The organism is Corynebacterium parakroppenstedtii (assembly GCF_019754935.1).
In the GTDB taxonomy this organism is placed as follows: Bacteria; Actinomycetota; Actinomycetes; order Mycobacteriales; family Mycobacteriaceae; genus Corynebacterium; species Corynebacterium parakroppenstedtii.
On sequence record NZ_JAGSOA010000003.1, the window covers coordinates 460675 to 487481 of the forward strand.

Below are 26807 nucleotides of genomic sequence, written 5' to 3' on the forward strand. Positions count from 1 at the left end.
CGGAGCATGATTATCTGCACATTTTCGATGCCCATTTTCCCGTTTGTCCTCGGTGTGGAATAGCGTAGAAATCACTATGAGTTCCCGCGATGAATCTCTCCCCGTCTCCCCTGATGGTTCGGCTCGGTCTTCTCACTCCGCCGACGACAATTCCGCTGGGCAGACCAGCCCCGGCCGGTCTCACGGGCCTGCTTCCGGCCGGCCGCGCGAGTCATCGTCCTCGAAGACATCAGCGAAGTCATGGCACCGGCGCGCGTCCCGCCCCGTGAGCTTGTGGCTCGCTGCCATCATCGTCCTCGCCCTGGCGCACCCGTTTGTGCCGAATAACCGCTGGATGATGGTCCATTTCTTCACCCTCGGTGCGCTGATGAACTCGATCATGGTGTGGTCGCAGCACTTCACCGAAAAGTTCCTCCACCAGCGGCTCCCCGACTCCTCCCGGCCGAGGCAGGTGGCTTTAATTTATGCCCTCAACGTGGGCGTTATTCTCTGCGTCATCGGGCAGGCATTTAACGACGCCGCACGCGGCGCGCAGGAGTGGGCGTGGATCGTCGTCACTGTGGGAGCTGTCATCGTTGGTGTGGCCGTGGCGATCCACGCGATCTCCCTCATTTCGCAATGGGTGAAGGCACGTCGCGGTGCCGCAAAATCTGGCTCTGAACTGGGTGATTACGCGGCGATCGTCATGTTCTACATTGCAGCGTCGTTAATCTTGCCCATCGGCGCGGGCTTGGGAGCGACCCTGGCCCATCCTCTTCCGGGGACGTGGCATGACCGGCTGATTGTGATGCACATGGCGGTCAATGTGCTCGGCTTCGTCGGCCTGACCGCGGCGGGCACGCTGACCATTCTTTTCCCAGCTATTTGGCGTGCCCGCGTATCGTCATTCCGCCCAGTTCCGACGCTCGCCGCGATGCTGGCCGGCATCCTGGTCCTGAGCATCGGCACGATTTCCGGACGCTTCGAGCTCGTCGGTATCGGCATGGTGATTTACGGGGCGGGCTGGATCCTGTGCGCCCGCCCGTGGGCGGGCATCGTCCGGAATTCCCGGCGCGTCTCCCACGAGCCTCCCGCCATTTTTGCGCGCTCCTCGGTGGTGTTCGCTGTTGTCTGGGTGATTGGCACGATGCTGGTCGCGGGGATCAGCCAGATTGTGAACCCGGACGAGATTATTTCAACGCCGACGGTTCCTCTGGTGGTTGGTTTCGGCGCGCAGTTGCTCATTGGTGTGATGTGTTACCTGCTTCCCTCGACAATGGGCGGTGGCGGTAAGGCTGTGTCACAGGGGCTTGCGACTCTAGATTTCATGGGACCTGCGCGGACGACAATGGTGAACGTCGGCTTGATCCTGTGGGTTCTCCCCGTGGGCGGGTGGCTTCACATTGTGGGATCATTTGCTGCGGGTATTGGTTTAGCGCTGTTTGTTCCGCTGGCTGCTGTGTCGGCTAAAAACCAGGTTAGGACGATTCGAGCGCAAGCTGCGGCGCGTCGGAAAAAGGCTGATAAATCGGCAATGTCGTCTGCTTCGTCTGCTTCATCAGCTTCGTCTACCGACTCTGCACGCACTGCCGGCGCTCCCGGCGCTCCCGGCGCCGACGACGCTACTGGCGTTAGCACGAGCAGCACGGCCTCCACCCACACGTCCACCCGCGCAATTCCTCCGAACCCACCTCATTCACGATCACCACTAGCACAGGTTGCGGCCACCATGTCTGCGATTGCTCTCATCGCGTGCGCGACTCTCGCCATAACCGGTAGCGGCAATGGTTCGTCAGACAATTCCGGGGGCTCCACTGTCGCAGCAACCGGGCATACGACGTCGGTCACCGTGACGGCCAAAGGCATGTCTTTTAGCCCGAATTCTATCGACGTTCCGGCTGGTGATCGCCTGAAAGTGACGTTGAAGAACGACGGCGACCAAGTCCATGACCTCAAGCTGGCCGATGGCAGCGAAACGGGGAAAGTGGACCCCGGAGAGAGCAAAACGTTCACGTCGGGCGTGATTACGAAGAAGACCAAAGGTTGGTGCACCATCCCCGGCCACCAAATGCGCGGTATGGAACTGACCGTGAATACCAAGGGCGGCTCAAGCGGTTCCGCCGGAGCGAACTCCACCGATAGCGATTCCAATGCCGATACCGCGTCGGATAAGGATGATGTTCATGCCGGCGGGCACTCTATGGCATCGACAAATACGGATAGTCCGCTGAAACAAGAGGTGATCCGTGATCCATCAGTGGGGCCTGCGCCCGAGGGGACCACACACAATATTGATTTAACGGTCTCGCAGGTTAATCGGACAATCCGAGAGGACGGCACGAAGCGTGCGTCGTGGACATTCAATGGTGCGCCCATGGGGCCGGTGCTGCGTGGTCACGTCGGCGATGAGTTCGTCGTCCACCTCAAGAATGATGGTTCAATTAGCCACTCAATTGATTTCCACGCGGGCATGGTGAGCCCTGACGAACCCATGCGGTCCATCAAACCCGGTGAATCGCTGGAGTACCGGTTCCGCGCAGAACACGCCGGGGTCTGGTTGTATCACTGCGGTACGGCCCCGATCAGTATGCATATTGCTGCCGGCATGTTCGGTGCTGTGATTATTGATCCGCCGGACTTGGACCCTGTGGATCATGAATACATCATGGTTCAGTCGGAGTTGTATGGCCTGGGTAAGGACAAAGACAATCCGGTTGATTCCGCGTTGCTCCGCAGCGAACAGCCCAGCAAGGTGGTGTTTAACGGCCTGGAGAATCAGTACGTCCAAAAGCCTCTCGAGCTCAAGCACGGTGAGCGCGCACGGTTCTGGCTGCTCAATGCGGGCCCGAATATTTCCGAGTCCTTCCACATTGTGGGAACGCAGTTTGATACCAGTTACAAGGAGGGCTCGTACACTCTCCGACATGGGCGTGACGCCTTCGGTGTCGACGATGGCGGTTCTCAGGCGCTTGACCTTTTGGCCGCTCAGGGCGGTTTTGTGGAAGCCGACTTCCCCGAGGCCGGTACCTACACGATGGTTAATCACCAGTTTGCCGACGCTGAACGCGGCGCGATGGGCAAGATCAAGGTCAGTTAACCGTAGCGCGTGCGGTGGGCATGGTGTGCACACCTGGCGCGCCTGCCGTGAGCCAGTTCCTGACTACGGCGGTCGCGCGGCAGTCATCCCTGTTGTAGCGAAGGAGTAGAGCACGGGCGTCGTGTTCACCCGTCACTCCCGTGGGGATTGGAGCTAATGGGTCGACCCCTTTTGCCTGCATAAACACCGATAATGATGCTTCCCCGTCCATGTCGGCGTCTTCCCAGTGAAAACCGGCCAGTGGTGCGACAGTTTTCAAACCCAATCCTGCTGGCCCCACGAGTTCGCTTTTGACGGCTGCATACACGTCAACCCATTCTGGCGAACGGATGAACTGATTGACTTCCGCGACGGGAGGGACAGTGACCGTTGTTGCAGACGCTGGTGCCGGGGCTTCGGAGGTGGCAGTGCTGAAGGTGAGCCCGCCAAAGCGCTGGGCGGACCGCTTGAGCCACATATTCTCCCCCTGTGCCCCGTAGCAGTAGGCAGCGAAGCTCTGACCCCGGGCGTGTGCGCGGTCTCGTTGGTCCATCAGCCACGCCCAAAACATGGCGAAATTTCGTGCTTCGGCATCGGAGTTCAGCTGTTGCCACGTCACAAAGGGCCGGTAGGTGGATCCGTCCCAGGTTCCCCACAAGTAGCATCCGCGCTCTAGGTACGCTTCCATGTCCACATCGATTTCGACGTCTGCCCTGCGAACAACCTCGGCATCGCCGCGTGCAAGGTCAGTCCGTACTCCATTCTCGGGCGCCGTGTTTTCATCCGCCGTGTTTTCACGCAGCTTATTCCGACGTTGCCTCACCTTGTCCGGGCGATGAACCGCTGTCCACCCTTGCGTGTACGCATATGCCATGGTGCTGGCGTCGCCACAGTCAGCGTCGGCAAGCTGATGAACAGTGGATATTCCAGCAAGCCGATATTTGTCCGCCCGCGCCCCGTGAAGAACGAGGCTGATATCGTCCATCTGCTTCAGCTCTGCGTGGCAATCGCTCTCAAAGCGGCAGGTGCTGCACGCCTTAATTTTTCGCGGCTGCGTAGAGATAGGCACTCGAACGGCATCAACAAAGCCGTCAGTCATCGTGCCGACGGGCCACACCGCGACATCATGAGCCCCCTGCCCCACAATCCCGATCAGGTCGGACGACAACCCGACATCGCGAAGAGCATAATGCGCCGCGACCAGCGGATGAATGTCTCCCGAATGCGTCTTGGCCCGCCCCGATCGCCACAGAGGAGCCGATGTGCCCAACCTCGGTAAGGAGACCGACATAATGCGCCGCGTGGGGTCCGGCACGATGCCTTGGTGCGTACTCACAGTGACCGGCATGTAGCGGGCCTCATGCGGGAGCGCCGACGAATCCACCCGAACCAGCAGGTCAGGCGCGGTACGGATAATGATGTCATCCGTGGGTTTCAGCGCTGGATCAGTGGGGTCAGCCAACCACCATGGGTTCGCCACGTCCACACCGGGGCGCGCACTCTGCAACTCTGCCATGGATATCCGCGCCGTGAGCCGCGGGTTGATAATCACTCGTATGCCCTCAGCCAGGGCCTCCAGGGTGGCGCACTCCTGGGCATCCCACATCTCCTCACGATCCTGGGGTGTGGGTTGCGCCCCCGCATGATCGCGGTCCGCCTGAGTCTCGGCTGCCGTCGTCCATCCGGCATCGGCCGTCGATCCAGCTTCCTGTACACAATCAGCGATCGTCATTGTGAGTGATTTTTTATTGCCGACGCCGGGCACGGTGGCTCCGTCGTCGCTCAGCTGCCCGAATACCAGCGTGCGTTCGAGTTCCGACCGGGCCTGACGTGCCCGAGTTGCCTCGCGTGGTGGGCGAGGGTGGCCTTCACGATCGAAGGTGCGGCGTTGGCGAATGCGATACCGACATCCCGATAGCTCTGTAGCCTCTACGGGGGTATCCGCGGGATGGGGTCTCGGTGCAGTCATTAGGTTCATTATTTCAGGCGGGCTCGCGCAAAATCTGGTGAGGGCACCACAATTAACGCTCTATGGCAGGATAACCGTTAGAGTAGAAGACGATAGAGGTAGTTAAAATTTACGTGAACTACTGAGCATTCCAACACGGTAGCGCAGAGCAAGTGCCGGTCGGTTACGCGCCAGCGCATTAGCTCTGAACTCAACAAGGATGGATCATGGGATTACTAAAGCGAGCACGTCAAAAACGTCGCGACCGTAAATTAGCTGAAAAGATCGCGAAGCGTCAGGCGAAGTCCCGCGCTAAGGATGAAAAGAAGCTCAACGCGAAAAAAGAGAAATATCTGAACAAGACCGCCAAAAAGGTCATGAAGCAGGATGCGAAGGACCGCAAGGACCAACGCAAGCACGAAAAGGACCTTGCTCAGGCCGCTGTGCAGCAAATTCGTGAGCGGAGTTTCTCGCCCGCTAAGGCTGCAAAGTGGGCTGGTGCGCTTCGCGTGGCGGCTCCGGTAGTTATCCCCCTGATCTACAGAGCAGTCAATGGAATTGAAGGCCGAAGCGTAGCCAACAAAGCCAAGAAACTGGGGCTGTCTGCTCAGGACTTGTCTCGATTCCGTGGCGATGGTGCTCCGCTGAAAGCTCGTGTAGAGAATGTGCGAGTTCAGGCGAAGGACGCCCCGTCTGGTTTCGCCAGGGATGTCAATAAGCGGCTCGATCTTTTGCTCAATAACATTGAGAGCGCAGAGAAGATGCCGAAGCAGCAGCGTAACCGCGCGCTATCGAAGGCATCAGCTGAGCTGGATGCCATGCAATCGGAGATCCACCACAAGATTGCGCATTAATACCCATCGCATTCCTACCTCCGCAGGGCTCTCCGTCCTGTGGAGGTTTTCTTTGTGGGCAGAATATCGGCCGGCACGGTGGGTCTACTTTTCTAATACAACCTCTTTGCCTTCCTTATGTTTTGCTGGCAGTTGGATCGGGATTATGCCCACCAGATCAAAGCACCCTGTGTAAACGCGTAGTAAAAACTGATTCACAGTGGTTAGAAATCGTCTCAGGAATATCTGTTGGCACGCCATTAATAGTGTTCAGGACTGCCTGAGCGCTTTAAAAGAAGCTTTCCAATAAATAGAGAAATTAATGGTGCGCACGAGTAGACTTTCGCCGAATATATACGCATAATGGTGTAGCATATGGTGTTATCGACATATGGTTGCGACCATTCGATGTCATCGCGTCGTACGCTGCCGCGTGACAGTGCTCAATCATGGCGCGTGATCGTAGGGTTCATCGTGGCTAGATTCCCTCACCATAAGAAAACATTGATATAAGGAGATAACAATGGCACGTCGATACGTTCCACAAATTTTTGATGACCTAGACGGGACCGAACTTACCGAGTCCGACGCAACAGAAATTCACTTCAGCGTTAACGGCACTGCATACATGCTGGAGGTCTCGGAAGACAACGCCCGTAAATTCCACGAGGCTTTAGAGCCATTCATTTCCTCCGCAACAAAAGAAAACGACCGCGGACGTCGTCGTTCCTCGTACCGCAACAATGTTTCCTCGGAGGCCACCAAGGCTCGCAACCGCGCAATCCGTAAGTGGGCCAATGAGAATGGCTACCACGTTGCACCTCGTGGCCAGATTAAGAAAGAAATCATCGAGGCTTACGATCGCGCTCACCCGGTGAACAAGGATTCCTAAACCGAAACATTCCGTTTCCCGTTATTAAATCCTGCCCGCGATGGATACCGCACACAGCGGTGTTCATCGCTTTTTTCACGACATATCGATTCCGACATTTCGGTTCCGATAACGCCTGCAACAAATACACGAACCACAATCGACAAATGAAACGACACCTAACACGCCACAAGAGCTCCCACGTGGCCATATCTACCGTTCTTACCGCCATCACAGCAGTATCACTGGCTGCATGTTCCAACGACGGGTCCAGCGGATCGGAATCAGATGGCTCTACAGCCAGCTCTAACGCCGCCTCAGCCGAGGTAGCCGCCGATGGCCTCCCCATCGATGCCCGCCCCTCCTCTGACGCTTCAGACTCGACGCCGTGCCCGTACTTGGCCAACCAGGACATGGCGGACCTCAACGGGCAACGCGTCACCGGAGTGTCCGTCGATAAGCGGTTTAATCCCCCAGCCTGCCAATGGCTTTCGTATGGAAATACGCCTCAGGCGCAAACAATCATTCGGACAGCTAAAAATGAACAGGCAGCTATCGATATGATCAGCGCCGCTATCACTCATCCGGGAACAACAGACGATGCCGCAACAATCACAAAGAATTCAGACAATTCCGTCAGCGGTGGCGATGTTGAACACACCAACCAACCGACGGGGTGGGAAGGATATCGCGCTCAAGCGGAGAATGCGGCAGTGTATGCAATTCACAAGGGCCCGGTGGTCGTTATTGTCCACTCTGACCAAACCCAAACTGTGAAAACCCAAAAAATTGCCGAAACAGTGATCGAGCAATTACATCTCTAATCATTTAGTCGCGGGCGGTTCCGGCCTACTCGCGTGGACCCCAACCCGAATACGACGGGCCACGGCGCTTCTTCGGCTTTTTCGCAGTGTGCGCTATTTGTTGCGGCACCATTGCCCCATGCGTCTGGGCCGCAATGATTTTCTTCCGCTTCTCATCCAACTCTGGGGTCTCTAGCGTCTCTTTCAGAGCATGCCGGCCAGTCTCAATCGCTTTAATCTGAGGCCTGTTCGCACGGGCTGCTGCCGCCGCCGCAGCTTGCCGAGCCTGCCTATCGGCCTCACGATCAGCGGCTCTCTTCTCTTTCTTCTCCTGCTTCTTATCCAGCTTCGCCTGTTTCTTCTCCTGCTTATAGGCCTTTTTCTCTCGGTGACCTTCCAACCACAGGGAGGGGATTCGCCACGGACGTATCAAACCCCTCCCCCGACGGCGCCACTTATTTCGCTTTAGAGTGCGCTTTTTCTCTTTCTTAGCGTGCTTTTCCTCATCATGCTCAGCCTTCGTTCGTGCATAATGCTCACGAAATTCCTGAGTATAGGGAAACCTTTTATCAATCGTCCGATAGAGCAAAATGTTTTGGCTCATCGTCCACAAGTTATTCCCCACCCAGTAGAACAAGATGGCCACAGGAACCGGGCTCGTCAGACCAAATAATAAGGGGCTGGCACTACCCATAACCGCCATAGGAATGATGATCTTCTGCATCCTCACGGCAATGGGATTGTCGTGCTCCAACTGGCGATAACTGCGGTACGTCGAATACGACATGTTAATCGTCGTAAAAGTCGAGGCGATAAGAACCAACGGAACAGCCAAGGTATAAATCGTTGACTTATCCGTACCCATTGCCTGTAAACGTTCCGACGCCATAGCCGCATAAGCCGGCAAAGGAACACCAAAAGCCTTAGCCTGAAGAAATTGCCCCACATCTTGACTGGTTAAAAAACCAATAGGTTCATGTTGTGCGGCTCCGAGCCCGCCCTTGGAGCGAGCCATATGAATCAATACGCGATATAAACCTAAGAAGAAGGGCAACTGGATAAAGACCGGTAAACACCCAGCACTGAGCCGATAACCAGCGTCTTTTCGCGCCTTTTGTTCCTTGGCTATACGTTCCTTCCGGGCCGCAGTCCCCGGCTTATCTTTATACTCTTCCCGAATCTGGTTAATGACCGGACGCAGATTCACTTGAATGCGAGTCGACTTATATTGCGCATACGCAAAGGGAAGCAGAATAAGACGGACCGTCATGACTAACAAAAACAAGGAAGCAATCCATGATGAAATCGGATCTGCACCTAGCGCCGTGAGAAGCACATGCCACAGTTTGATCACTCCCGAAACCGGATACGCGAAAAGACTGTAGATCATGCACTACCTCTCAAGTTATCTGCGTGAGGGCCACGACAATTCCTGAACCGTTCCTATTAACTAGTCAGGAACACCACCATAAGACAATAGCGTTCTAACAAGAGCGTTCCTACCTTGAGAGGGATATCAGTTACCTGGACAGCGGGCGGTACGAAACGCAGCTGCCTCACACAACGATTTTCGCAGAAGTGCTTCTATCTGCCGTACACTGCCGTCTATGGCTCGCCATAGTAAGGAAACAGTCACGTCTCCGGTCTCGCCCGGCGAACTTGCCGCGCAGCAATCCGACCAGGCCGATACTGGTGCTACGCATTCCAGCACCAGCGCTACACAGGCCAGCGCTGACACTGCACCATCCACGGATAACGCCACGGCATCGTCAGGTGGATCGGTATCAGCCGGCACCGGCCAGCGTCAGACCAGCACGGCGTCGAAAATTTTAGGTGTCAGCGGAGAACTCATCCTTACCATTGGCATCGTCATCATGCTGCTTGTGATCTACGAAGCCTACTGGACGAATATCCAATCCGACCATGAACAGTCACAGGCCAAAAGCCAGCTCGACGACAAATGGGCCAACGCGCGCAACACCCTCAATGCCGACGAGGGCGAAGCCATGGGAAAGCTGCGCATCCCTACATTCGGTTCGAATTGGAACTACGCGATTATCCAGGGGACATCCGCCAGTGACCTCAGTCGCGGGCCCGGGCACTACACACGGACCCAAAACCCCGGGGACAAAGGCAACTTCGCGCTCGCTGGGCACCGTGTGGGCCGAGGCGCCCCATTTAATGACTTGGGGTACCTCAAAACCTGCGACTCAATCGTCGTCGAAACTCGTGAATCCTGGTACGTGTACCGAGTCCTGCCTATCGACGAAAAAGGCGCCGACCGTGAAACTGCCCTGGCACACTGCACATCGCCGGCGGTAGCTAAACAGGCGACGACGGGCGATTATGCCTCTGTCCGTGGGCGCTACATTACGACTCCGGGCAATATCAGTACGATCGCCCCGGTGCCTGGGGAAGAGGACTCCACGCCGGAGTCCGCGGGGCTGTCCATGATCACGCTGACCACGTGTCATCCGCAGTTTTCCAACGCCGAACGCATGGTGATTCACGCCGTTCTCGACCGCGTTGAAGCGAAAGATGGCAACAAAACACCAGCCGAATTAGAAAGCTAAGGAGAACACCACATGTACGCATGGATTTGGCAGCACCTCCCCGGCCCCACCTGGTTTCGCGTGATTGAGGCACTCGTGCTCATCGCGGCAGTCGTGCTGATTCTGATGCAGTTTGTGTTCCCTGTGGTCAGTGACTGGATGCCATATAACGACGTGCGCGTGTAGGGAGTGCGTGGGGCACCGCGCACGAATTACATAGAGGGCCTAAATGACGTAATTGCCGGGTGGTGCAGATAGCAGCTGCCGTGCCAGTTCCCGGGCAATTTGAAGCGGGACGACGTCGTGGCTCATCTTCGCCCCTGCTAGGCCCCCGTCCAAGAACACCATGATCTGTTCCGCGATAGTCCGGGACGCATAGCCGTACTTCTTGGTTAGAAGCTCCGCCATCGTGTCGCGGCACCACCGACGGTGTTCCAATGCTGCTTGCCGAATTCCCCGTTCCCCATCATTTTCCGGGCGTGGATATTCGCTCGCCGCGTTCTGGAAATGGGACCCCCGATAATTCTTTCCTGGCTCCTCGCTGATACAGATATCGAAAAAAGCCAGAATCTTGTCCTGCGGTTTTTCGCGCTGATCGGCGAGTTCGTGCCAGCTTGTTCGCCATTGTTCGTCTAGCTGCTCTAAACAGGCAATGACTAAGTTATCTTTGGATCCGAACAAAGAATATAAGCTGGCCTTAGCGACGCCGGCTTCGCGGAGAATACGGTCAATACCGATAACCCGGATTCCCTCAGTCGTGAATAGACGAGTGGCGGCTTTAAGCAATCGCTGACGAGGACTCGGCCGATCCCGGCGACGACGAGTCGTTGTTTTTGCAGCTGGCACCTCGCCGTCACTCTCCTTGTCTACTGGTGTCTGGGGGGCGTACAGCCCAATGGCCTATGAGTAAGGATCCTGATGGCCTCTATATCCATCAACCGACCAACTTACTACTTAACGTGTTCTCAAGGCCACACGACACCGCGACTGAGGTAGCAGTCCCACTGTAGGCTCCGGGTCGCGCCTATACCTTGCTTTCCGGCCGGACGACCATCAGCGGACACGGGGCTTCTTGCAGCAGCGCGCGCGACGTCGATCCCAACAACATACCGCGGAATCCACCACGACCATGGGAACCAACGACGAGCAATTGCGCATCCTCGGAAGCATCGGCAAGTGCCCGAACTGGGCGGTCGCGAGTAATAATCTGCTCGACCTCCACGTCAGGGTACTTATCCTTATAACCGCTGATCCGTTCAGCGAGCAGCCGCTTCTGGTCTTCTTCGATCTCTTCCCATTGCTTCTGGGCCGCATTCAACCCGGCAAGGGAAGCCTGAACCTGCATATCAATCCAGGTGTGAACTGCACGTAGCGGGGCCTTACGGGCACTAGCCTCGGCAAATGCCATTTCGATGGCCTTCTCAGCAACTCCCGTACCATCAACTCCGACGACGACGGGACCGTACTTCGTCGCCGTCGATACGTCGGATTCTTCACGTACAACGACGACGGGGCACTTCGCGTGGCTGACGACAGCGGCTGAGACGGAGCCCATGACCATGCCCGAAAAACCACCCAGGCCGCGCGACCCCATGACAATCATGGTGACGTCCTGCGAGATATCGAGCAGCATATCGATGGGGTTGCCCTCTTCCACCTGATAGCTGACCTCGACGGACTCGTCGAAATCCGCAATGATCTTGCGTGCGGTATCAATTTTCTCCATGGCCTCTGCTTCGAGGTCATCGTAGAGTTCCTGCGGAGGAACCATGCCTTCCGCGTATAAAAACTGAGGCATAGAGTACGTGCTCACCAGGCGGATCGGTTCCTTCCGCTTCAGTGCGGTGTTCGCAGCCCACCGGGTAGCCGTCTGAGAGGCGGCAGAGCCATCAACGGCAACAACAATAACGTTTTGCTTCACCATGACATCCCACTTTCGAGGTCACTCATGCGAGCGTTATTGCCCGCACAATGCGTTGCGCTACTAAGGCGAAACTAGTTTCTGTGCAGTAATGTTGCTGCCGGCACACCGATTATTACAGCCGACGGGCAACACCATTGCCACCTCTCACGGTACCCCCATAAGTCGCAGTGGTGTACCCCCGAGGTGCACGATACTACCCCCGAAATGGAGTTGCTTTCAGGTACGAGCCAGGAAAGCAGGTGTCAGGACCTCAACGCCTCCCCCAGCATCTCAATCGCCCTCAGTCGATCCTCCACATCAAAGGCATAGATAGAGGCAATAACACCCTGCGCCCCCGTCGCCCGAACAATGCGGGCAATCTTATCCTTCACCTGATCAGGCGTTCCCACGGCGTTCACCTGCAGAGCCGCATCCACCTGCTGCCACGCCATCACATTGCCGTCCCGCACGTCCTTGGGCGGCCTAAACAGCCCGCGCGTTCCCGTCACGATTCCATAAAACTCTGTTCATGGGTTGTAAAGAGGTGGCGAGCTTTCTCCTCGGTCTCTGCCACCATCACATTGACGCCCACAGTGACGTGCGGCGTGCTCAACGACGATCCCGACGCAGCGTCACTCCGAGCAGCATTACTGCCGACGCCAACATCGGAGGTATGGCCGTCGGCCCGATCGCCGTCGGCAGAGTCGCCATAAGCTCCTGCAACGAAGTTATTGCGATACGTCTCGAGGGCCGTCGACAAGCGAAAAGGAGCAAAATGACTGGCAAACACGAACGGGAGACCCGCATGCGCCGCGATCATCGCACCATTTTCCGACGAACCCAGCATGAAGAACGGCACGTGGCTGCGCAATCCCGGGAAAGCGTTGACGCGATGGGCCATCGGACCCATGTAGCGACGCAGTTCGGCTAGATCATGCTCGAAATCCGGCACATCCGACTTCCCCCGACGCAGGGCCTGCGCCGTCATCGGGTCAGTGCCTGGGGCGCGTCCCAACCCTAATTCAATCCGGCCCGGATAGAGGGCGTCTAAAGTGCCGAACTCTTCCGCAACGTGAAGAGGTGCATGATTAGGCAGCATCACACCGCCTGCACCAACCGAAATAGAGTGCGTAGCCGCCGCAACTTGCCCAATCATGATCGTGGTTGCCGACGACGCCAACGACTTCGAATTGTGGTGCTCGGCGAGCCAAAAGCGGTCGTAACCAGCACGTTCCGCTGCCTGAGCGGAGCGGATCGTCGCGTGGAGAGCGTCCGACATCGTCATGCCCTCGCTCACCGGGACGAGATCGAGAAGACCGAGTTCGATGTTGCTGAGATTGTTGGTGCTGGCAGCGGACGGCTGGCCTGATGGTGCGTGGCCTGTCGTCACCTGGCCTGATGACGGATTATCTGGGTTAACCATGAACACCCTTCCTACGGTTCTATCTGTGCAGCGCTAACTGTCGAGATTCTTTGTTGTGTTCGCTCTACAACCCATAACAACAGCGACGACCAATTCCGTCCATGATCCTCACTCCGTGCCGTCAGTCGTAGTCCCGCGAGCCTCACTACTGGCACCCTGCGCGCGCCCTTTATGCTGGTCTGCATGGTTCGTGCTCTTGGAATTCGTGACGGGCTTAATCCTTCACATGCCCGTGTACCGGCAGGTGCAGCGCCGATTACGGCCGATGATTTCCTCGAGCACCTGATTTCCTCCCAACGGCATCGCCACCCCTCCGATACCGCGGCAGCCCGCGCAGAACGGTTCACCGACGGGCTCGTCCGCGATGGCCGGGGACGCGTCCTCAACCCCTCTGACCTGCTCCAACCACATGACGAAATGTGGTTCTACCGCATGCCCGCCTACGAAACACCCGTCCCCGGGCATTGCACACCGGTGTTTTCGTCACCGGGGATCCTCGTCGTCGATAAACCACCATTTTTAGCGACGATGCCCAGGGGCAGGCACATCACGGAAACAGCCACCGTCCGTCTTCGGCGGGCCACCGGCAACGACAACCTCGTTCCAGCCCATCGGCTCGACCGCCCAACCTCGGGACTTCTGCTGTTCACCACTCATCCCCGCTATCGGGGGCCGTACCAAACGCTGTTCGCGCGTCGGCAAGTTCGGAAAACTTACCAGGCGATCGCCCCCTACCACCCTGTTCTCGCGGAGAGCACTGACCGCGCCGAGATAGAGCACGTTACCATCGACTCCGGCACTATCAGCCTCGAGAACGACGGCATTCACGTCCACCAACGCATGGAAAAGACACACGGATTTATCCAGGCGCGGCTGGAACACGGGGAGCCTAATGCGGAGACCGTCATTTCGTCGATACGCATGTTGAGCGACGACGACGAACGCGCACTCCGGACGCGGTATCACAACTGGTTCGGGGACCGATTGCGTGACACTCGCTACGCCCTCTACACCATGCACCCGCTATCGGGGAAGACCCACCAGCTGCGGATGTGTCTGAATTCCCTGGGAGTGCCCATTGTGGGCGACCAGGTCTATCCGCGGATATTGCCCGAAGCTATCGACGCTCACCAGCATGTTGATGAGGCATGGCACCAGCCCCTATGCCTGCGATCCACGCAATTGAGCTGGATTGATCCCAACCTCCATCGGCCCATCACCGTGACGGCGCCGGATCTGACTCACACACTGGGGCTGAGTGGATAGCTGCGCCATCATCGCGACCAACTATGTCCGGCCCAAGTGTTAGTATCCTGGCATGGCCACGAGGGACCCCGAGCAGCATTCATCCGACGCTAAAACCGCCGGGTATGAGGGCAAAAACACGCCTGCTACAGATAGTGCGGCACAGTCCGCGGGCGCTCGGGTCTCCGTCATCACCTCATGGCTGAGTGCGCTGGCACTCGCTGTGATCTTCGCTATCGGCGGGTGGCAACGTCGGTGGATTAGCGACGACGGACTCATCGTCTTGCGTACCGTCCGTAATCTTCTCGCTGGAAATGGCCCTGTTTTTAATGCGGGCGAGCGCGTCGAGGCCAATACATCCGTTGTGTGGCAATACATTATCTACGCCATTGCCGCGGTCTCATCAGCGCGCCTAGAGACCATAGCCATCTATACAGGCCTGGTTTTCTCGGTTCTCGCGGTCGCGATCGCCGCTTTGGGATCGGTTGCTCTTCACCGTTCCCCGGGTGTCCTGTTTGTTCCCTGTGGGCTACTGCTCTATATCTGTCTCCCGCCAGCACGTGACTTCACGACCTCGGGGTTGGAGTGGGGGCTCTCCATCTTCTGGATCGCTGTGCTGTGGTTCCTGATGGTGTACTGGAACAACGCCCGGGGCCGACGGGAGCGCCGGAGCCCCCTCCCCCGGTCTGGCTATGCCCTCGCGTTCTGGGCCGGATTGAGCTGGCTAGTCCGCCCCGAGCTTGCACTCTACGGAGCCGCCACCATCGTCGTACTCCTCGTTATTCATCGACGCTGGACACTTCTCGCATGGGCAGTTCCACTTCCCCTTCTCTACGAGATTTTCCGAGCAGGCTACTACGGCCTCTTGGTCCCCAACACTGCGGTTGCGAAATCTGCCTCCGGCTCCGACTGGAAACAGGGCTGGCGCTATGTCCTCGATTTCGCTAGCCCGTATTGGCTGTGGCTCATCATTCCCATTGCGGTCATCATTGGTATTGCAGTGTTCCGGGCCGACGGGCGCCGCACTCCGCTCCCCGTGATCATCATGGTGTCCTGCGGGATACTGCATGTACTCTACGTCATCAGAATCGGTGGCGATTTCATGCACGGACGCATGTGGCTTCTCCCCCTGTTCGCCCTAGTCATGCCCATCGCCGTTGTCCCCATCCGCTACGCCCGTGCGTCATCCACACAAGCACAACTCCCGACGGCTGACGGGCACACATGGCAAAAGCGCCACGAGCATTCCCGCTCGACGCAGCAGCCACTGGCTGCGTCGGCAATCATCATCATTGCGGGATGCGCAAGTGTTGGAATATGGGGGATCATCCGCCTATGCGCTGGTCACCCCTTTACCCAGCCAACGACCGTCGCAGATTTTAAGCACCTCGACATCGTCGATGAACGCGAATTCTGGACTACTTTTACTGGGCACTCAGCGCATGACCCCCTCACCAAGGCGGAAGATTTTTTGGCTGCGCCCACCATGATCAACTACACGGGCTCGCTGGAAGGAACTATTCCCCACGTGGACAGCTCTTCTCACAGCGGAACTCTAGATAAGGACTTAACTACCGACGGCCCCCGCGTCCAGCCCTTCGCCTCTGTCCCCACCAAACCCTATAAAGACATACGGTTCGTCTGGACCCCCATCCCTAACTTCACCAGTCCTGAAGAAAAAGAGGCCATGGCCAAGCTTGGCAAGAAATCGTCGACCGTCGACGACGCCACCAGCCACTACGACGACGTGCTCCGCACAGCCAGCGGACTAGATAACACTCCCGTCACGGTCTCCTACATCAACCTGGGGATGACCAGCATGAATGCGCCGCTCGACGTCCGGGTCGTCGACCCCATGGGGTTGGCAAATCCACTCGCTGCCCGACAATCGCGACAATCTAACGCGCGTATCGGGCACGACAAATCACTACCGCTGTATTGGCAACTTGCCGACAGCGCCACGCCGGTGGCAGACACTCCGTTCTGGGATAGCGAAAAGAAGGTTCACGCAGCACGAATCGCGCTCCACGATTCCGATTTTGTGTCACTATTCGAGGCATATCGGTCACCAATGTCGCTGTCCCGGTTCCTCAAAAACATCGGATTCGCGCTGACCAAGGGGAATTCACTCGCGTTCTCGTCGAAACCCAGTGACTACACCACAAAAACCACCACGGACGACACACAACCCAATTCCGTCCCCGTTATCCAATGGGGGCACAAGACCAAACTCGACAGCGATAAACGCTTACCCCGATCACTACAACCTGGTTATACCGCGCCGAAGTCCACTGTTTTCCCCGACGCAGAGACAACCGAAGAAAACCACACCATATACCCCTAGGCTCACTCATGTCCTCTACTCCAGCCGGCACTAACGCCCCTATCGCCAGGGCTGACGCCATCTCCAAGTACTACGGCAAAGGCGACACCCGCGTCACTGCACTTGATTCCGTCTCCGTCGAATTCCGAACCGGAGAATTCACCGCCATCATGGGGCCCTCCGGATCCGGAAAATCCACACTCATGCACTGCATGGCCGGACTCGACTCTATCAGCGAAGGCTCCACCTTCGTCGGCGACACCGACCTCTCCACCCTCAACGACAAACAACTCACCCGGCTCCGACGCGACCGCATCGGCTTCGTCTTCCAATCCTTCAACCTGGTTCCCACGCTCACTGCCTCAGAGAACATCACGCTGCCCATGGACATCGGTGGCCATCGCGTCGACAAGGAATGGTTCACACACATCGTCACGGCATTCGGCCTCACCTCGCGTCTCGACCACCGGCCCTCCGAACTCTCCGGCGGACAGCAACAACGCGTTGCCTGTGCCCGCGCACTCATCGGCCGGCCCGACATTATCTTCGGCGACGAACCCACCGGCAATCTCGATTCCAACTCGTCCACCGAGGTTCTGACCACGCTCCGATCCGTCGTCGACGAGTACAACCAAACGGTTGTCATCGTTACCCACGATCCCCGAGCGGCCTCCTACGCGGACCGAGTGATCTTCCTCACCGACGGGCATATCGTCGATGAACTCACCAACCCCACCACCGAATCCATCCTCACCACCATGGCCACCATCGATAATCCAGATAACCAGGCCTCATGAACACACCAGCCACGCCCAACAATCAGCTGCGCCACCATCCCATGTGGACGCTCTCCTTTCGGAACCTCCGTGCGCACAAGGTTCGGCTCGCCCTCACCGTCCTCGCGGTCATCCTCGGTACGGCGTTCGTCTCTGGATCGTTCATTTTCACCGCCACACTAAACAAGGCGTTCACCGAGATCGTCACCACCATGTACGACGGCGTCGACATCGCCGTCAAGCCTGGTCATGCCACCGATTTCGCCCACCAACGCGACACCATCAACAACATTCCCGGTGTCCGCGCCACCAATGAGATGACCGACATGAACGTGGCCGTCGCCCATGACGACGGCACCATGATCGACACCGGCGGAGCAACAGCACAAATCCTCCCCAACTATCCCGGCGACGACCAAGCCAATACCGCGTGGTCCATTACCGAAGGACACGCACCGACCAAGTCAGGGGAAGCCACTCTCAACAGCAACGCAGCCGAGAAAAACAACATTTCGCTCGGTGACCACCTCATCGTCGCCACACCCACCATGCGTACCGACGTCACCATCGTCGGGTTCTATACGACGTCGACGAACTTCGGCGGGTGGGCCGGCGTCGCCATGAACCCCGACCAATTCCGCGAACTCGCCGGCACCAGCATCAGCTCCTACAACGTCGCCATCCAACCCGGAGCGGATAAACAGCAGGTCATGGCGGCCATCTCTCGCGCTGTCCCCGGGAGCAAAGTCCAAAGCGGCGAGGACGCTTCCACAGAGATGACGTCGAGTATTTCTAACCAGTTGACCTTCATCAACTACTTCCTTCTGGCTTTCGGGGCGATCGGCCTCATTGTCGGCACGTTCATCATTGCGAACACGTTCTCCATGATCGTGGCGCAACGGATCCGTGAGTTCTCACTCCTGCGTTCACTGGGTGCGTCGCGGGGACAGATCACGCGCTCTGTGCTCATCGAGGCCCTGATCGTCGGCATTGTCGGGTCACTTATTGGCATCGCTGCTGGATTCGGGCTCGTTCATCTCCTTGTTGCGGGGCTCAGTAAGACGGGCCTTGACATGCCCGATTCCTCGATACCTCTCACGTGGCAGTCGATGGTGTGGCCGCTGGTTATTGGCATCATTGTCACGCTGGTGAGCGCCTGGGCGCCTGCCTGGCGGGCGGGCTCCACGCGACCTGTCGAATCGATGAATGCTACGACGCAATCCGCCCCCTTGCTTCGCCGGACTCTCACCGGACTCATTGTCCTTGGTGGGGGCGCGGCCCTCGCGTGGTGGGGAAGCTACGCCGACGACTTCGAGACACGTAACCGCATGATCATCCTCGGCATCGGAGCCGTGGCCATCATCCTCGGCACTCTCGCCGTTTCCGCCGCGCTCTCCCTCCCGCTCGTCAGTGGAATAGGGCGCGTCCTCGGACTGCCCTGGCGCTCCGTCGGTAAGCTTGCGGCGACTAACTCGTCGAGAAACCCCCGACGAACTGCGACTACCGCATTCGCCCTCACCCTTGGGCTCGCCCTCGTGAGCTCCGTCGGCATGATCGGCGCCTCCATGAAAAGCACCGTGTCGGACCTTGTTGACAATGAACTCACCGCGGACCTCGTCGCAACGCCACCCGGCGCGACCACGGGGAGCATGTTTTCTCTCCCCGGCGGTGTGAACAAAGACATCGCATCCGTCGACGGGGTCACTGGAGTTGCCCCCTTCTACACACTGGCCAATGCGACGCTGCGGGGAGACGACAAGAACCGTGGATATGTGATCTTCACGCCGGACAATCCACACAACTACATCGATCTCAAGATGAAAGAAGGGAGCGAGGACCTTTCCCGCGGCGGAACTGTTATTCACGCCAGCTTTGCTAAGAAGCACAACCTCCATGTAGGCGATACTGTCGATATCGACGCGCTCACGGCCGCTAGCCCGGGTTCCGCCGGCGGGCTCATATCCCAAGGGGGAGCGCCCGCCGACGCACATGCTACCTCCACTGTCATCGGGATCATGGACAGCAAGCTCTTCCCCACCGCCCTGGTGTCACAGCAAGATATCGACAAGATCAGTCCTGATAAACACACATGGCGCAGTCTCATGACCACGATCCGCACTGATCACACCGTCGACGACGTCACCATGCAGAAAAGGATCAAAGAGAAGGTCAAGCACTACGTCATTGTCCAAGTGCAAACACGGGACGAATTCAAAGGCCAACAAGCACAACTTGTTAACCAACTTTTGTCCATTCTCTATGGTTTGCTGGCCCTATCGGTGGTCATCGCGATTGTTGGGATTATCAATACGCTGGCGCTCAGCATTGTTGAGCGTCGGCAAGAAATCGGGATGCTTCGTGCCGTGGGCATGGTGCGCGGGCAAGTACGCCGCATGATCACCCTCGAAAGTATCCAATTGTCCCTCTATGGTGCGATTATTGGGGTGATTATTGGGCTCTACATTGGGTGGATGTTCATGAACGTCATGAAAACGCAAGGCATTACGCAAATTGTCATTCCGTGGGAGCAGATCATCGCCATGCTCATCGCATCAGCGGTCGTTGGCATCATCGCCGCGGTCTGGCCTGGTATCCGAGCATCACGCATTAGCCCGCTCGACGCCATCGCCGATTAACTCGGGGCGGGACTGTGAACCCGCACCCGCTACGTGCCCCGCTACGCACCGCCCAGGTCGATACTCCCGCCCGGGATCGAATCAATCAGGCTACGCGTGTACTCCTCACGCGGATGGTCGAACAGCTCATCCGTCGTTCCGCGCTCCACCAGACGCCCCTGGCGCATCACCAGCACGTCGTCGGCAATCTGCTTCACCACCGCAAGATCATGGGTGATGAACAAATAGCTCAATCCCATCTCTGCCTGCAGCTCATTCAATAGGCTCAGGATCTGCGATTGCACCAGCACGTCCAGGGCAGACACCGCCTCATCGCAGATGACGACATCGGGATCCAGGGCCAATGCGCGCGCAATTGCAACGCGCTGCCGCTGACCACCCGATAGTTCCGACGGGAACCTGTGCATCATCGCCGCCGGCATGGCCACACGGTCCAACAATTCGCGAACCTTCTTTTCGCGGCTCGCTCGATTCCCAATGTTGTGAATCTTCAGCGGTTCCGCGATGGTGTTGAACACCGAATACATCGGGTCGATCGACCCAAACGGGTTCTGAAAAATAGGCTGCACCCTGCGTCGGAAAGCAAGCTCTTGCTTTCGGTTCAAAGCGGTGACATCGCGCCCATTAAACGTGACCGAACCCCGCGTCGGCTGCAGCAGGCCGAGGATCATCTTCGCCACGGTGGACTTGCCTGAACCAGACTCCCCCACCAGCGCCGTTGTGGTCCCGCGCCGGATGTAGAAATTCACATCCGCAGCGGCCGTGAACATGCTCTTCTTCCACGGCGGGCCACCCGGGATCGGAAAGTCCTTCCCCAGGTCGTGGACTTCGATAATGTGCTCGACGTCGCCATCCTGCGCCGCGTGCGGCCCCGTGGTGCGCTCGAGGGCCCGTTCTTCGGCCTCGTGAGCCACTTTTTCACGCTGTTCGATGACGTCATGCCGCCGCGCCCGCAGCGACGGAGCCGCCCCCACCAGCTTTTGCGTGTAGGGATGCCGAGGATCTTGAAGAATCTCCAGCGCAGGGCCCGATTCCACGACGCGTCCCTGGCTCATCACGACGATCCGATCGGCGCGCTCGGCCGCCAAACCGAGGTCGTGCGTAATCAGCATCACGGCTGTACCCAGTTCGTGGGTCAGGGAATCCAGGTGGTCCAAGATGTGCCGCTGGACGGTGACGTCCAGTGCCGACGTCGGTTCGTCGGCAATGAGTAGTTTCGGTCGAGCCGCCAAACCAATCGCGATCAACGCGCGCTGGCGCATACCGCCCGAATACTCGTGCGGATACTGGTTCACGCGCTTATCGGCGTCGGGCAGCCCGGCCTCCGAGAGCAGCTCGACAGCCCGCTTGTGGGCAGCGGACCCCGTCGCAACGTTATTGGCCTTCAAGGCCTCCTTGACTTGAAAACCTACTTTCCACACGGGGTTCAAGTTCGACATGGGATCTTGCGGAACTAAACCAATGTCCGCACCACGCAGCGCCGTCAGCTCCTTAGGCGAGGCGTGCGTGATAACCCGACCGTCGAAAGTGATGGTGCCACCGGTCACATGGCCCCCACCGGGGAGCAGACCGATGATCGAATGCGCCGTCGTGGATTTACCCGAACCAGACTCACCGACGATCGCGACAGTCTCCCCCGGGTAAATGTCGAGGTTGACTCCGAACACCGTCGGTATTGGCCGCTTCTTACCGCCAAAGGCGATATCGACGTCGCGCATCTGCAACAGCGGGCGGGTATCATCGTTGGAGTTGTGCGGGCCGACGCTGTGCTCGGGTTTATTCGCGGATTGCGTCTCCGTGGAGTGTCGGTTCGCAGAATGTGGAATCGATGTCATGAGGCCGTACGCTCCTTCGGGTCGAGGGCATCCTTTAACGCATCCCCCAGCATGATGAAGCCCAGCACTGTGATGGCCAGGGCACCCGCGGGGTAGAACAGCGTCGACGGCGCTGCTCGGAGGGTGTTTTGTGCCGTGGAGATGTCATTGCCCCACGACACCGTTTGCGGCGGTAACCCAATGCCCAGGTAGGACAGCGTTGCTTCCGCCACGATATAGATGCCCAGCGACGTCGTTGCCATAACGATGATGGGCGCGAGACAGTTGGGGATGATGTGGCGCAGCAGAATCTTCCACTGCGAGAGGCCAAGCGCGCGCGACGCCATGACATAATCGTTGTTTTTCACCGTCATGACGGCTCCACGCACGATGCGCGCCATCTGCGGCCAGCCGAATGCGGACAGCACCAGGATGACGGTCAGCGTGTTGCGCTCGCTGAACAGCTGCATCAGAACGATGCCCGCGAGGATCAGCGGTATCGCGAAGAAAATGTCGGTCAGGCGGGACAACACCGCGTCCAACCAGCCGCCGACATAGCCGGCCACCGAGCCAATAATCGTCCCAAGAATCGTGATGACAATCGTGACGGACACGCCGGTCACGACCGAGGCACGCGCACCGTACAGAGTACGGGAATACACGTCGTAACCCTGTCGGGTGAAACCAAACGGGTGCGACGGTTCAGGCCCCTCCAGCGATTTACTCAGGTCCGCCGTTTTCGGGTCCGTCGACGTAAACAACCCCGGGAAGAACGTGACCAGCAGCACCGCCAGAATAATCACCATTGATACCCAGAACAGGGGCCGACGCCGTAACCGCTGCCAGGCTTCTGCCCACGTGCTCAGTGGTTTCTTGTCCACCAGAAGATCGTCACGCGATGGTTCATCCGCGGCGACCGTTTCAGCGACCCACCGTTCCGTTCGTGACGACGTAACCAGTCCGGCCTCGCGGCTCTCATGTCTCTCATGGCGTCCCACCGTCGGGGAATGAGTTTCCGCTGCCAATGAATTCCCTTCGTGAGACGTCGGCAATTCTTTCGATGCTTCTCCTGTTGATGACCTGTGAGCGGGTGTGTGTGATGGATTAGGCATAGCGGATCCTCGGGTCAAGAAGTGCGTAGAGCAGGTCAATAAGGAGATTCGATACGACGAAAATAATGACTAAGACCGTGACGACGGACACGACAGTCGGTGCCTCACCCAACATCACAGCGTGATAGACCAGGCCGCCCACCCCGTTGATGTTGAAGATGCCTTCGGTGACGATCGCCCCGCCCATGAGGGCCGCGAGGTCAGCGCCGATGAACGTCACGACGGGGATCATGGAGTTCCGCAACACGTGGTGGAGAATGACCTGCGGTTTGCTCATTCCCCGAGCATATGCGGTGCGCACGAAGTCCCGGCCCAGCGCTTCGGCTACTTCTGATCGGGTCAAGCGCAGCACATAGGCGAAAGAGACCAGGCCTAGCACAAAGGCAGGCATGAGGAGGTGTTTGAAGTCGCCTTGCGCGCCGACGGTGGCTGGCAGGATTCCCCATTTAATGCCGAAGAGGAACTGGGCGACGAAGCCGATAACGAAGATCGGCACGGCGATAATGAACAGAGAGATAACGAGGACGGTGGAGTCGAACAGCCCACCTTTCTTCAACCCGGCGAGGACACCGAAACCAATACCGAATACGGTTTCAATAACGATGGCCATCAGTGCCAGACGAATCGTGACGGGGAAGGCATTGCCCAGAACAGTGCCGACGCTTTGCCCAGAGAACGTTTGTCCCAGGTCACCGGTAAAAATCCCCTTGAGGTACAGGAGATATTGGACGATAAATGGCTGGTCTAAGTGATATTGCGAGCGGATCGAGTGGATAATCTCTGGACTCAGGGGTTTATCCCCGGCTAGTGCTGCGACGGGGTCGCCGGGAGTGAGGAACACCATGGCGTAAATGAGGAATGTTGCGCCGAGAAAGACGGGCACCATCTGTAATAATCGTTTTCCGATATACCAAAGCATGAGGGGTCCTTATCGTGGGGGAGCCTTATCGATGGGTCAGCTCTTCGTGATGTCCGTGAAGATGGGGACGCCTTTCCAGTCGTAATTCACGTTCGATAGCGAGGTAGTCCACGCGGCAGACGCGGTGTAGTAGAACAGCGGGATTTCGGGGAGCTCCCGCATGAGAATCGCCTGCGCCTTCGCGTAGATTTCCTGCGCTTTCTTCTGGTCACTTTCCTTCGACGCGTCTTTCAGGAGGTTGTCGAATTCCGCGTTGGTGTATTTACCGTCATTCGATGCTCCATTCGTCGCGAACTGGGGTTGGAGGAAATTCGCTTGTGAAGGGAAGTCTGCCTGCCAGCCGCTTCGGAAAGCCGTATGAATCGACCCACTCGATACTTCATTTCGGAGTGCTTTGAAGTTGGGGTACGCCTTGCCCGTGGCGTCGATCCCCAAAACGTTGTGAATACTGTTCGACACGGCTTCGACCCATTCCTTATGGCCGCCGTCCGAGTTGTACGCGATCTCCAGTTTCCCGCTGTACGGTTTGATGTCGTCGGCCTTCTTCCACAGCTCTTTGGCCTTGTCCGGGTTATAGTCCAGGACATCGCTGCCTTCGACATTGGGCACGTCACCGAGTGTCGTCGCCGTAAAGTCCTTCGCTGGCACGCGCGTACCGTTCATGATTTTGTCGGAAATTTGTTTCCGGTTGATCGCCATAGAGATCGCTTGCCGACGTAAATGCCCCTCCTCATCGTTGCCGAAATGATCGAGCCATTGCGGAATGACGAAGCCACCGTTGGAAGCGATCGGCTTCACTAGATGCGTGGACGGGAAGTCATCTTTGAAGGTCTGCATCGCCGTCGGCGGGACGGTCTGACCGATGATGTCAAGGTTGCTCGCCTGCAGATCGGTGTATGCCGTATCAAGGTTTTCGTACAGCTTAAAGGTGACACCGCCGTTCTTCGGCTTATCGTCACCAGCGTATTTGTCATTCTTTACTGTCCGAATCGAACTATTATGAGTCCACGCATTTTGGCCATCTAATTTATAGGGCCCATTGCCGACGGGGTGCTCACCAAAGCTCTTCGGATCATCGAAGAATGACTGCGGGAGCGGGAAGAACGGCGTGGCTCCGAGGCTGATGGGGAACTGGGAGTCCGGATCGGAGAGCGTAATCGTGAATTCTTTATCATTCACTTTCTGCAGTCCAGACAGCTTTTCGACGCTACTGCTGGGGTCTTTGACCTCGTCAAACCCTTTAATATTTGAGAAGAAGTCTTGCTGTTTTTGAGCGTTTTTACCGGCTGCGCCGTAATTCCAGGCGTCAATAAAGGAGTCCGCGGTGACGGGTGTTCCATCGGTGAACGTCCAACCATCTTTGAGCTTGACCGTGAATTCTGTGCTGTCCGGATTAGCCGTGATGGACTCAGCGACTTGATTATGCGACTTACCGTTTTCGTCATAGGATACGAGGCCTCGATACAGAAGTTCGAGCACCTGAGAACCATTGGATTCGTTGGTATCCGTGGGGATAAGTCCGTTTTGGGGTTCCGACGCCGCGGTCCGGACGATGTTGGGATCTCCCGCCCCGTCGAGAGTGGCTCCACCCCCATCACCGCAGGCAACGAGGCCGGTTGCGGATAACGCCAGAGTTGCGATAGCTGCAGCCACTGAACGTAGACGCATAATGAGGGCTCCTTTAAACAGCACAGCTAAAGCCGCTTTTAAGTCACGCGTGTGCCCTTCAAGGGCGGGATAGCTTAAACGCGGCGATTTGGGTTTTGGTAAATGACTTTAATAAACGACGTTGGTGGACGATAGTGCGTAATTACGCAATTTAGATTACGTCGGTTTCCCGTGATTGCCTATCTCGTTGGGAAGATTTAACGTCCGGGAAACTTTCCATTACACCCGGATGGTTGGCGTCTCTGAATGATTAGCGCCTGCGGGTAATCATGTTCAGGAAACGACGCACCTAGTGGGATACGTTATTTTTCCTTTGCCATCTTTTGACATATTTATTCAAGATCACGAAGAAGAGGACGAAGCCAACGGTGATAATAATGTGGCCCATACCTGCGAAGATGGCCAACGATTCGGGAAAGCCTTTACCGAGGACCTGACGAATGCCGTGGAAAGCGAGAAATCCGACGGTCCAGGCTGCACCCGCGTTATAAATCCAAAAGAATGTGGTGAAGCGCCGATCTTTATCGATTCGGAGTACAAGTGCGAAGACAAGGAACAGGAGGTTCATTGTCATACCGAGAATAAGCGAGTGGGTGTGCACCACAGACAGTTGAGTGGTGCCTTCAAAATCGTGGGCTCTGGTGAATTCGCGATAAAATACTCCGGCGATGAGCCCGACGGCCAACCAAACGGTGGCAGCAATATACAACTTCCTCATAGCCCCAAGGCTAGCAATGGCCTTCTATAAGGATTTCATTCGGATGAGAAGCGAGACGGAGGAAGCCGTCCGGACATACATAAATGTGTGTGGTGCGGGCCCAACCCCGCCCGGGGTTTCGGCTCACACCACACACAAACACCACATATTCTATTGTTCCAACGTTACGGTTGGCGGCGACCTACTCTCCCACACCCTCCCAGGTGCA

At 57.4% G+C, this 26807-nt stretch carries 21 protein-coding genes; 10 read left to right on the forward strand and 11 right to left on the reverse strand.

Going from position 1 to position 26807, the window contains the following annotated elements; all coding sequences use genetic code 11:
- The first annotated feature begins 76 nt into the window (after nt 1-76).
- Nucleotides 77-3076, forward strand: coding sequence for a multicopper oxidase domain-containing protein (locus tag KCQ76_RS10575; RefSeq protein WP_221914869.1), 3000 nt, complete (start codon nt 77-79; stop codon nt 3074-3076).
- Here the strand turns inward: KCQ76_RS10575 and KCQ76_RS10580 are convergent.
- Nucleotides 3069-5024, reverse strand: coding sequence for a TM0106 family RecB-like putative nuclease (locus KCQ76_RS10580; protein WP_052722421.1), 1956 nt, complete (start codon nt 5022-5024; stop codon nt 3069-3071). The two genes, KCQ76_RS10575 and KCQ76_RS10580, sit on opposite strands and share 8 nt — an antisense overlap.
- A 206-nt stretch (nt 5025-5230) precedes the next feature.
- On the opposite strand from KCQ76_RS10580, the gene KCQ76_RS10585 reads away from it, so the two are divergent.
- The 3 genes from KCQ76_RS10585 to KCQ76_RS10595 all read left to right on the forward strand — a co-directional run bounded on the left by KCQ76_RS10585 (nt 5231) and on the right by KCQ76_RS10595 (nt 7531).
- Nucleotides 5231-5857, forward strand: coding sequence for a DUF6474 family protein (locus KCQ76_RS10585; protein ID WP_046201861.1), 627 nt, complete (start codon nt 5231-5233; stop codon nt 5855-5857).
- Nucleotides 5858-6359: 502 nt separating this feature from the next.
- The gene (locus tag KCQ76_RS10590; protein WP_046201860.1) at nt 6360-6728 is read left to right on the forward strand and encodes a histone-like nucleoid-structuring protein Lsr2; all 369 of its coding nucleotides are present in this window, start codon (nt 6360-6362) and stop codon (nt 6726-6728) included.
- A 182-nt stretch (nt 6729-6910) separates the two neighbouring features.
- Nucleotides 6911-7531, forward strand: a complete 621-nt coding sequence (locus KCQ76_RS10595) for a DUF2020 domain-containing protein (RefSeq protein ID WP_052722420.1) — start codon at nt 6911-6913, stop codon at nt 7529-7531.
- Nucleotides 7532-7556: 25 nt separating this feature from the next.
- Here KCQ76_RS10595 and yidC read toward each other — a convergent pair whose 3' ends face one another.
- On the reverse strand, nt 7557-8900 hold the full coding sequence (yidC, locus tag KCQ76_RS10600) for a membrane protein insertase YidC (RefSeq protein ID WP_052722419.1): 1344 nt from the start codon (nt 8898-8900) through the stop codon (nt 7557-7559).
- A gap of 217 nt (nt 8901-9117) precedes the next feature.
- Here yidC and KCQ76_RS10605 point away from each other — a divergent pair, with 217 nt between their 5' ends.
- Both KCQ76_RS10605 and KCQ76_RS10610 read left to right on the forward strand, forming a co-directional pair.
- Nucleotides 9118-10083: a class E sortase gene (locus KCQ76_RS10605; protein ID WP_146003250.1), complete on the forward strand. Its 966-nt coding sequence runs from the start codon at nt 9118-9120 to the stop codon at nt 10081-10083.
- A gap of 12 nt (nt 10084-10095) precedes the next feature.
- Complete coding sequence (locus tag KCQ76_RS10610) at nt 10096-10248, forward strand: hypothetical protein (RefSeq protein ID WP_046201859.1); 153 nt, start codon at nt 10096-10098, stop codon at nt 10246-10248.
- A gap of 39 nt (nt 10249-10287) precedes the next feature.
- On the opposite strand, the gene KCQ76_RS10615 is transcribed toward KCQ76_RS10610, so the two are convergent.
- The 4 genes from KCQ76_RS10615 to KCQ76_RS10625 form a co-directional block, all read right to left on the reverse strand.
- Nucleotides 10288-10908, reverse strand: coding sequence for a TetR/AcrR family transcriptional regulator (locus KCQ76_RS10615; RefSeq protein WP_046201858.1), 621 nt, complete (start codon nt 10906-10908; stop codon nt 10288-10290).
- A gap of 178 nt (nt 10909-11086) precedes the next feature.
- Nucleotides 11087-11986, reverse strand: coding sequence for a universal stress protein (locus KCQ76_RS10620; RefSeq protein ID WP_046201857.1), 900 nt, complete (start codon nt 11984-11986; stop codon nt 11087-11089).
- A gap of 242 nt (nt 11987-12228) precedes the next feature.
- The gene (locus KCQ76_RS10935; RefSeq protein ID WP_236881236.1) at nt 12229-12474 is read right to left on the reverse strand and encodes a hypothetical protein; all 246 of its coding nucleotides are present in this window, start codon (nt 12472-12474) and stop codon (nt 12229-12231) included.
- A complete protein-coding gene (locus tag KCQ76_RS10625; protein ID WP_236881237.1) occupies nt 12471-13388 on the reverse strand; it encodes an LLM class flavin-dependent oxidoreductase in 918 nt (305 codons plus the stop codon). The genes KCQ76_RS10935 and KCQ76_RS10625 overlap by 4 nt, the downstream gene beginning before the upstream one ends.
- A 183-nt stretch (nt 13389-13571) precedes the next feature.
- Here KCQ76_RS10625 and KCQ76_RS10630 point away from each other — a divergent pair, with 183 nt between their 5' ends.
- Genes KCQ76_RS10630 through KCQ76_RS10645 form a run of 4 tightly spaced genes read left to right on the forward strand, consistent with a single transcriptional unit; the run spans nt 13572 to nt 20368 of the window.
- The gene (locus tag KCQ76_RS10630) at nt 13572-14654 is read left to right on the forward strand and encodes a pseudouridine synthase (RefSeq protein WP_046205312.1); all 1083 of its coding nucleotides are present in this window, start codon (nt 13572-13574) and stop codon (nt 14652-14654) included.
- A gap of 52 nt (nt 14655-14706) precedes the next feature.
- Nucleotides 14707-16977 carry an arabinofuranosyltransferase AftB family protein gene (locus KCQ76_RS10635; protein ID WP_052722415.1) on the forward strand — a complete coding sequence of 757 codons (2271 nt, stop codon included), beginning with the start codon at nt 14707-14709 and terminating at the stop codon, nt 16975-16977.
- A gap of 8 nt (nt 16978-16985) precedes the next feature.
- Nucleotides 16986-17753 carry an ABC transporter ATP-binding protein gene (locus KCQ76_RS10640; RefSeq protein WP_046201856.1) on the forward strand — a complete coding sequence of 256 codons (768 nt, stop codon included), beginning with the start codon at nt 16986-16988 and terminating at the stop codon, nt 17751-17753.
- Nucleotides 17750-20368, forward strand: a complete 2619-nt coding sequence (locus KCQ76_RS10645) for an ABC transporter permease (protein WP_046201855.1) — start codon at nt 17750-17752, stop codon at nt 20366-20368. The genes KCQ76_RS10640 and KCQ76_RS10645 overlap by 4 nt, the downstream gene beginning before the upstream one ends.
- Before the next feature lie 41 nt (nt 20369-20409).
- Here KCQ76_RS10645 and KCQ76_RS10650 read toward each other — a convergent pair whose 3' ends face one another.
- The 5 genes from KCQ76_RS10650 to KCQ76_RS10670 all read right to left on the reverse strand — a co-directional run bounded on the left by KCQ76_RS10650 (nt 20410) and on the right by KCQ76_RS10670 (nt 26599).
- Nucleotides 20410-22203: a dipeptide ABC transporter ATP-binding protein gene (locus tag KCQ76_RS10650; protein WP_373369123.1), complete on the reverse strand. Its 1794-nt coding sequence runs from the start codon at nt 22201-22203 to the stop codon at nt 20410-20412.
- Entirely contained in the window at nt 22200-23294 is a 1095-nt protein-coding gene (locus tag KCQ76_RS10655; RefSeq protein WP_082089973.1) for an ABC transporter permease, read from the reverse strand. Before KCQ76_RS10655 ends, KCQ76_RS10650 begins: the two co-directional genes overlap by 4 nt.
- Nucleotides 23287-24213 (reverse strand): ABC transporter permease, encoded by a 927-nt coding sequence (locus KCQ76_RS10660; protein WP_046201854.1) that lies wholly within the window; start codon nt 24211-24213, stop codon nt 23287-23289. Before KCQ76_RS10660 ends, KCQ76_RS10655 begins: the two co-directional genes overlap by 8 nt.
- 36 nt (nt 24214-24249) lie before the next feature.
- Nucleotides 24250-25881 (reverse strand): peptide ABC transporter substrate-binding protein, encoded by a 1632-nt coding sequence (locus KCQ76_RS10665; protein WP_046205305.1) that lies wholly within the window; start codon nt 25879-25881, stop codon nt 24250-24252.
- 289 nt (nt 25882-26170) lie between these two features.
- Complete coding sequence (locus KCQ76_RS10670; protein WP_046201852.1) at nt 26171-26599, reverse strand: DUF2871 domain-containing protein; 429 nt, start codon at nt 26597-26599, stop codon at nt 26171-26173.
- Nucleotides 26600-26807 lie beyond the last annotated feature (208 nt).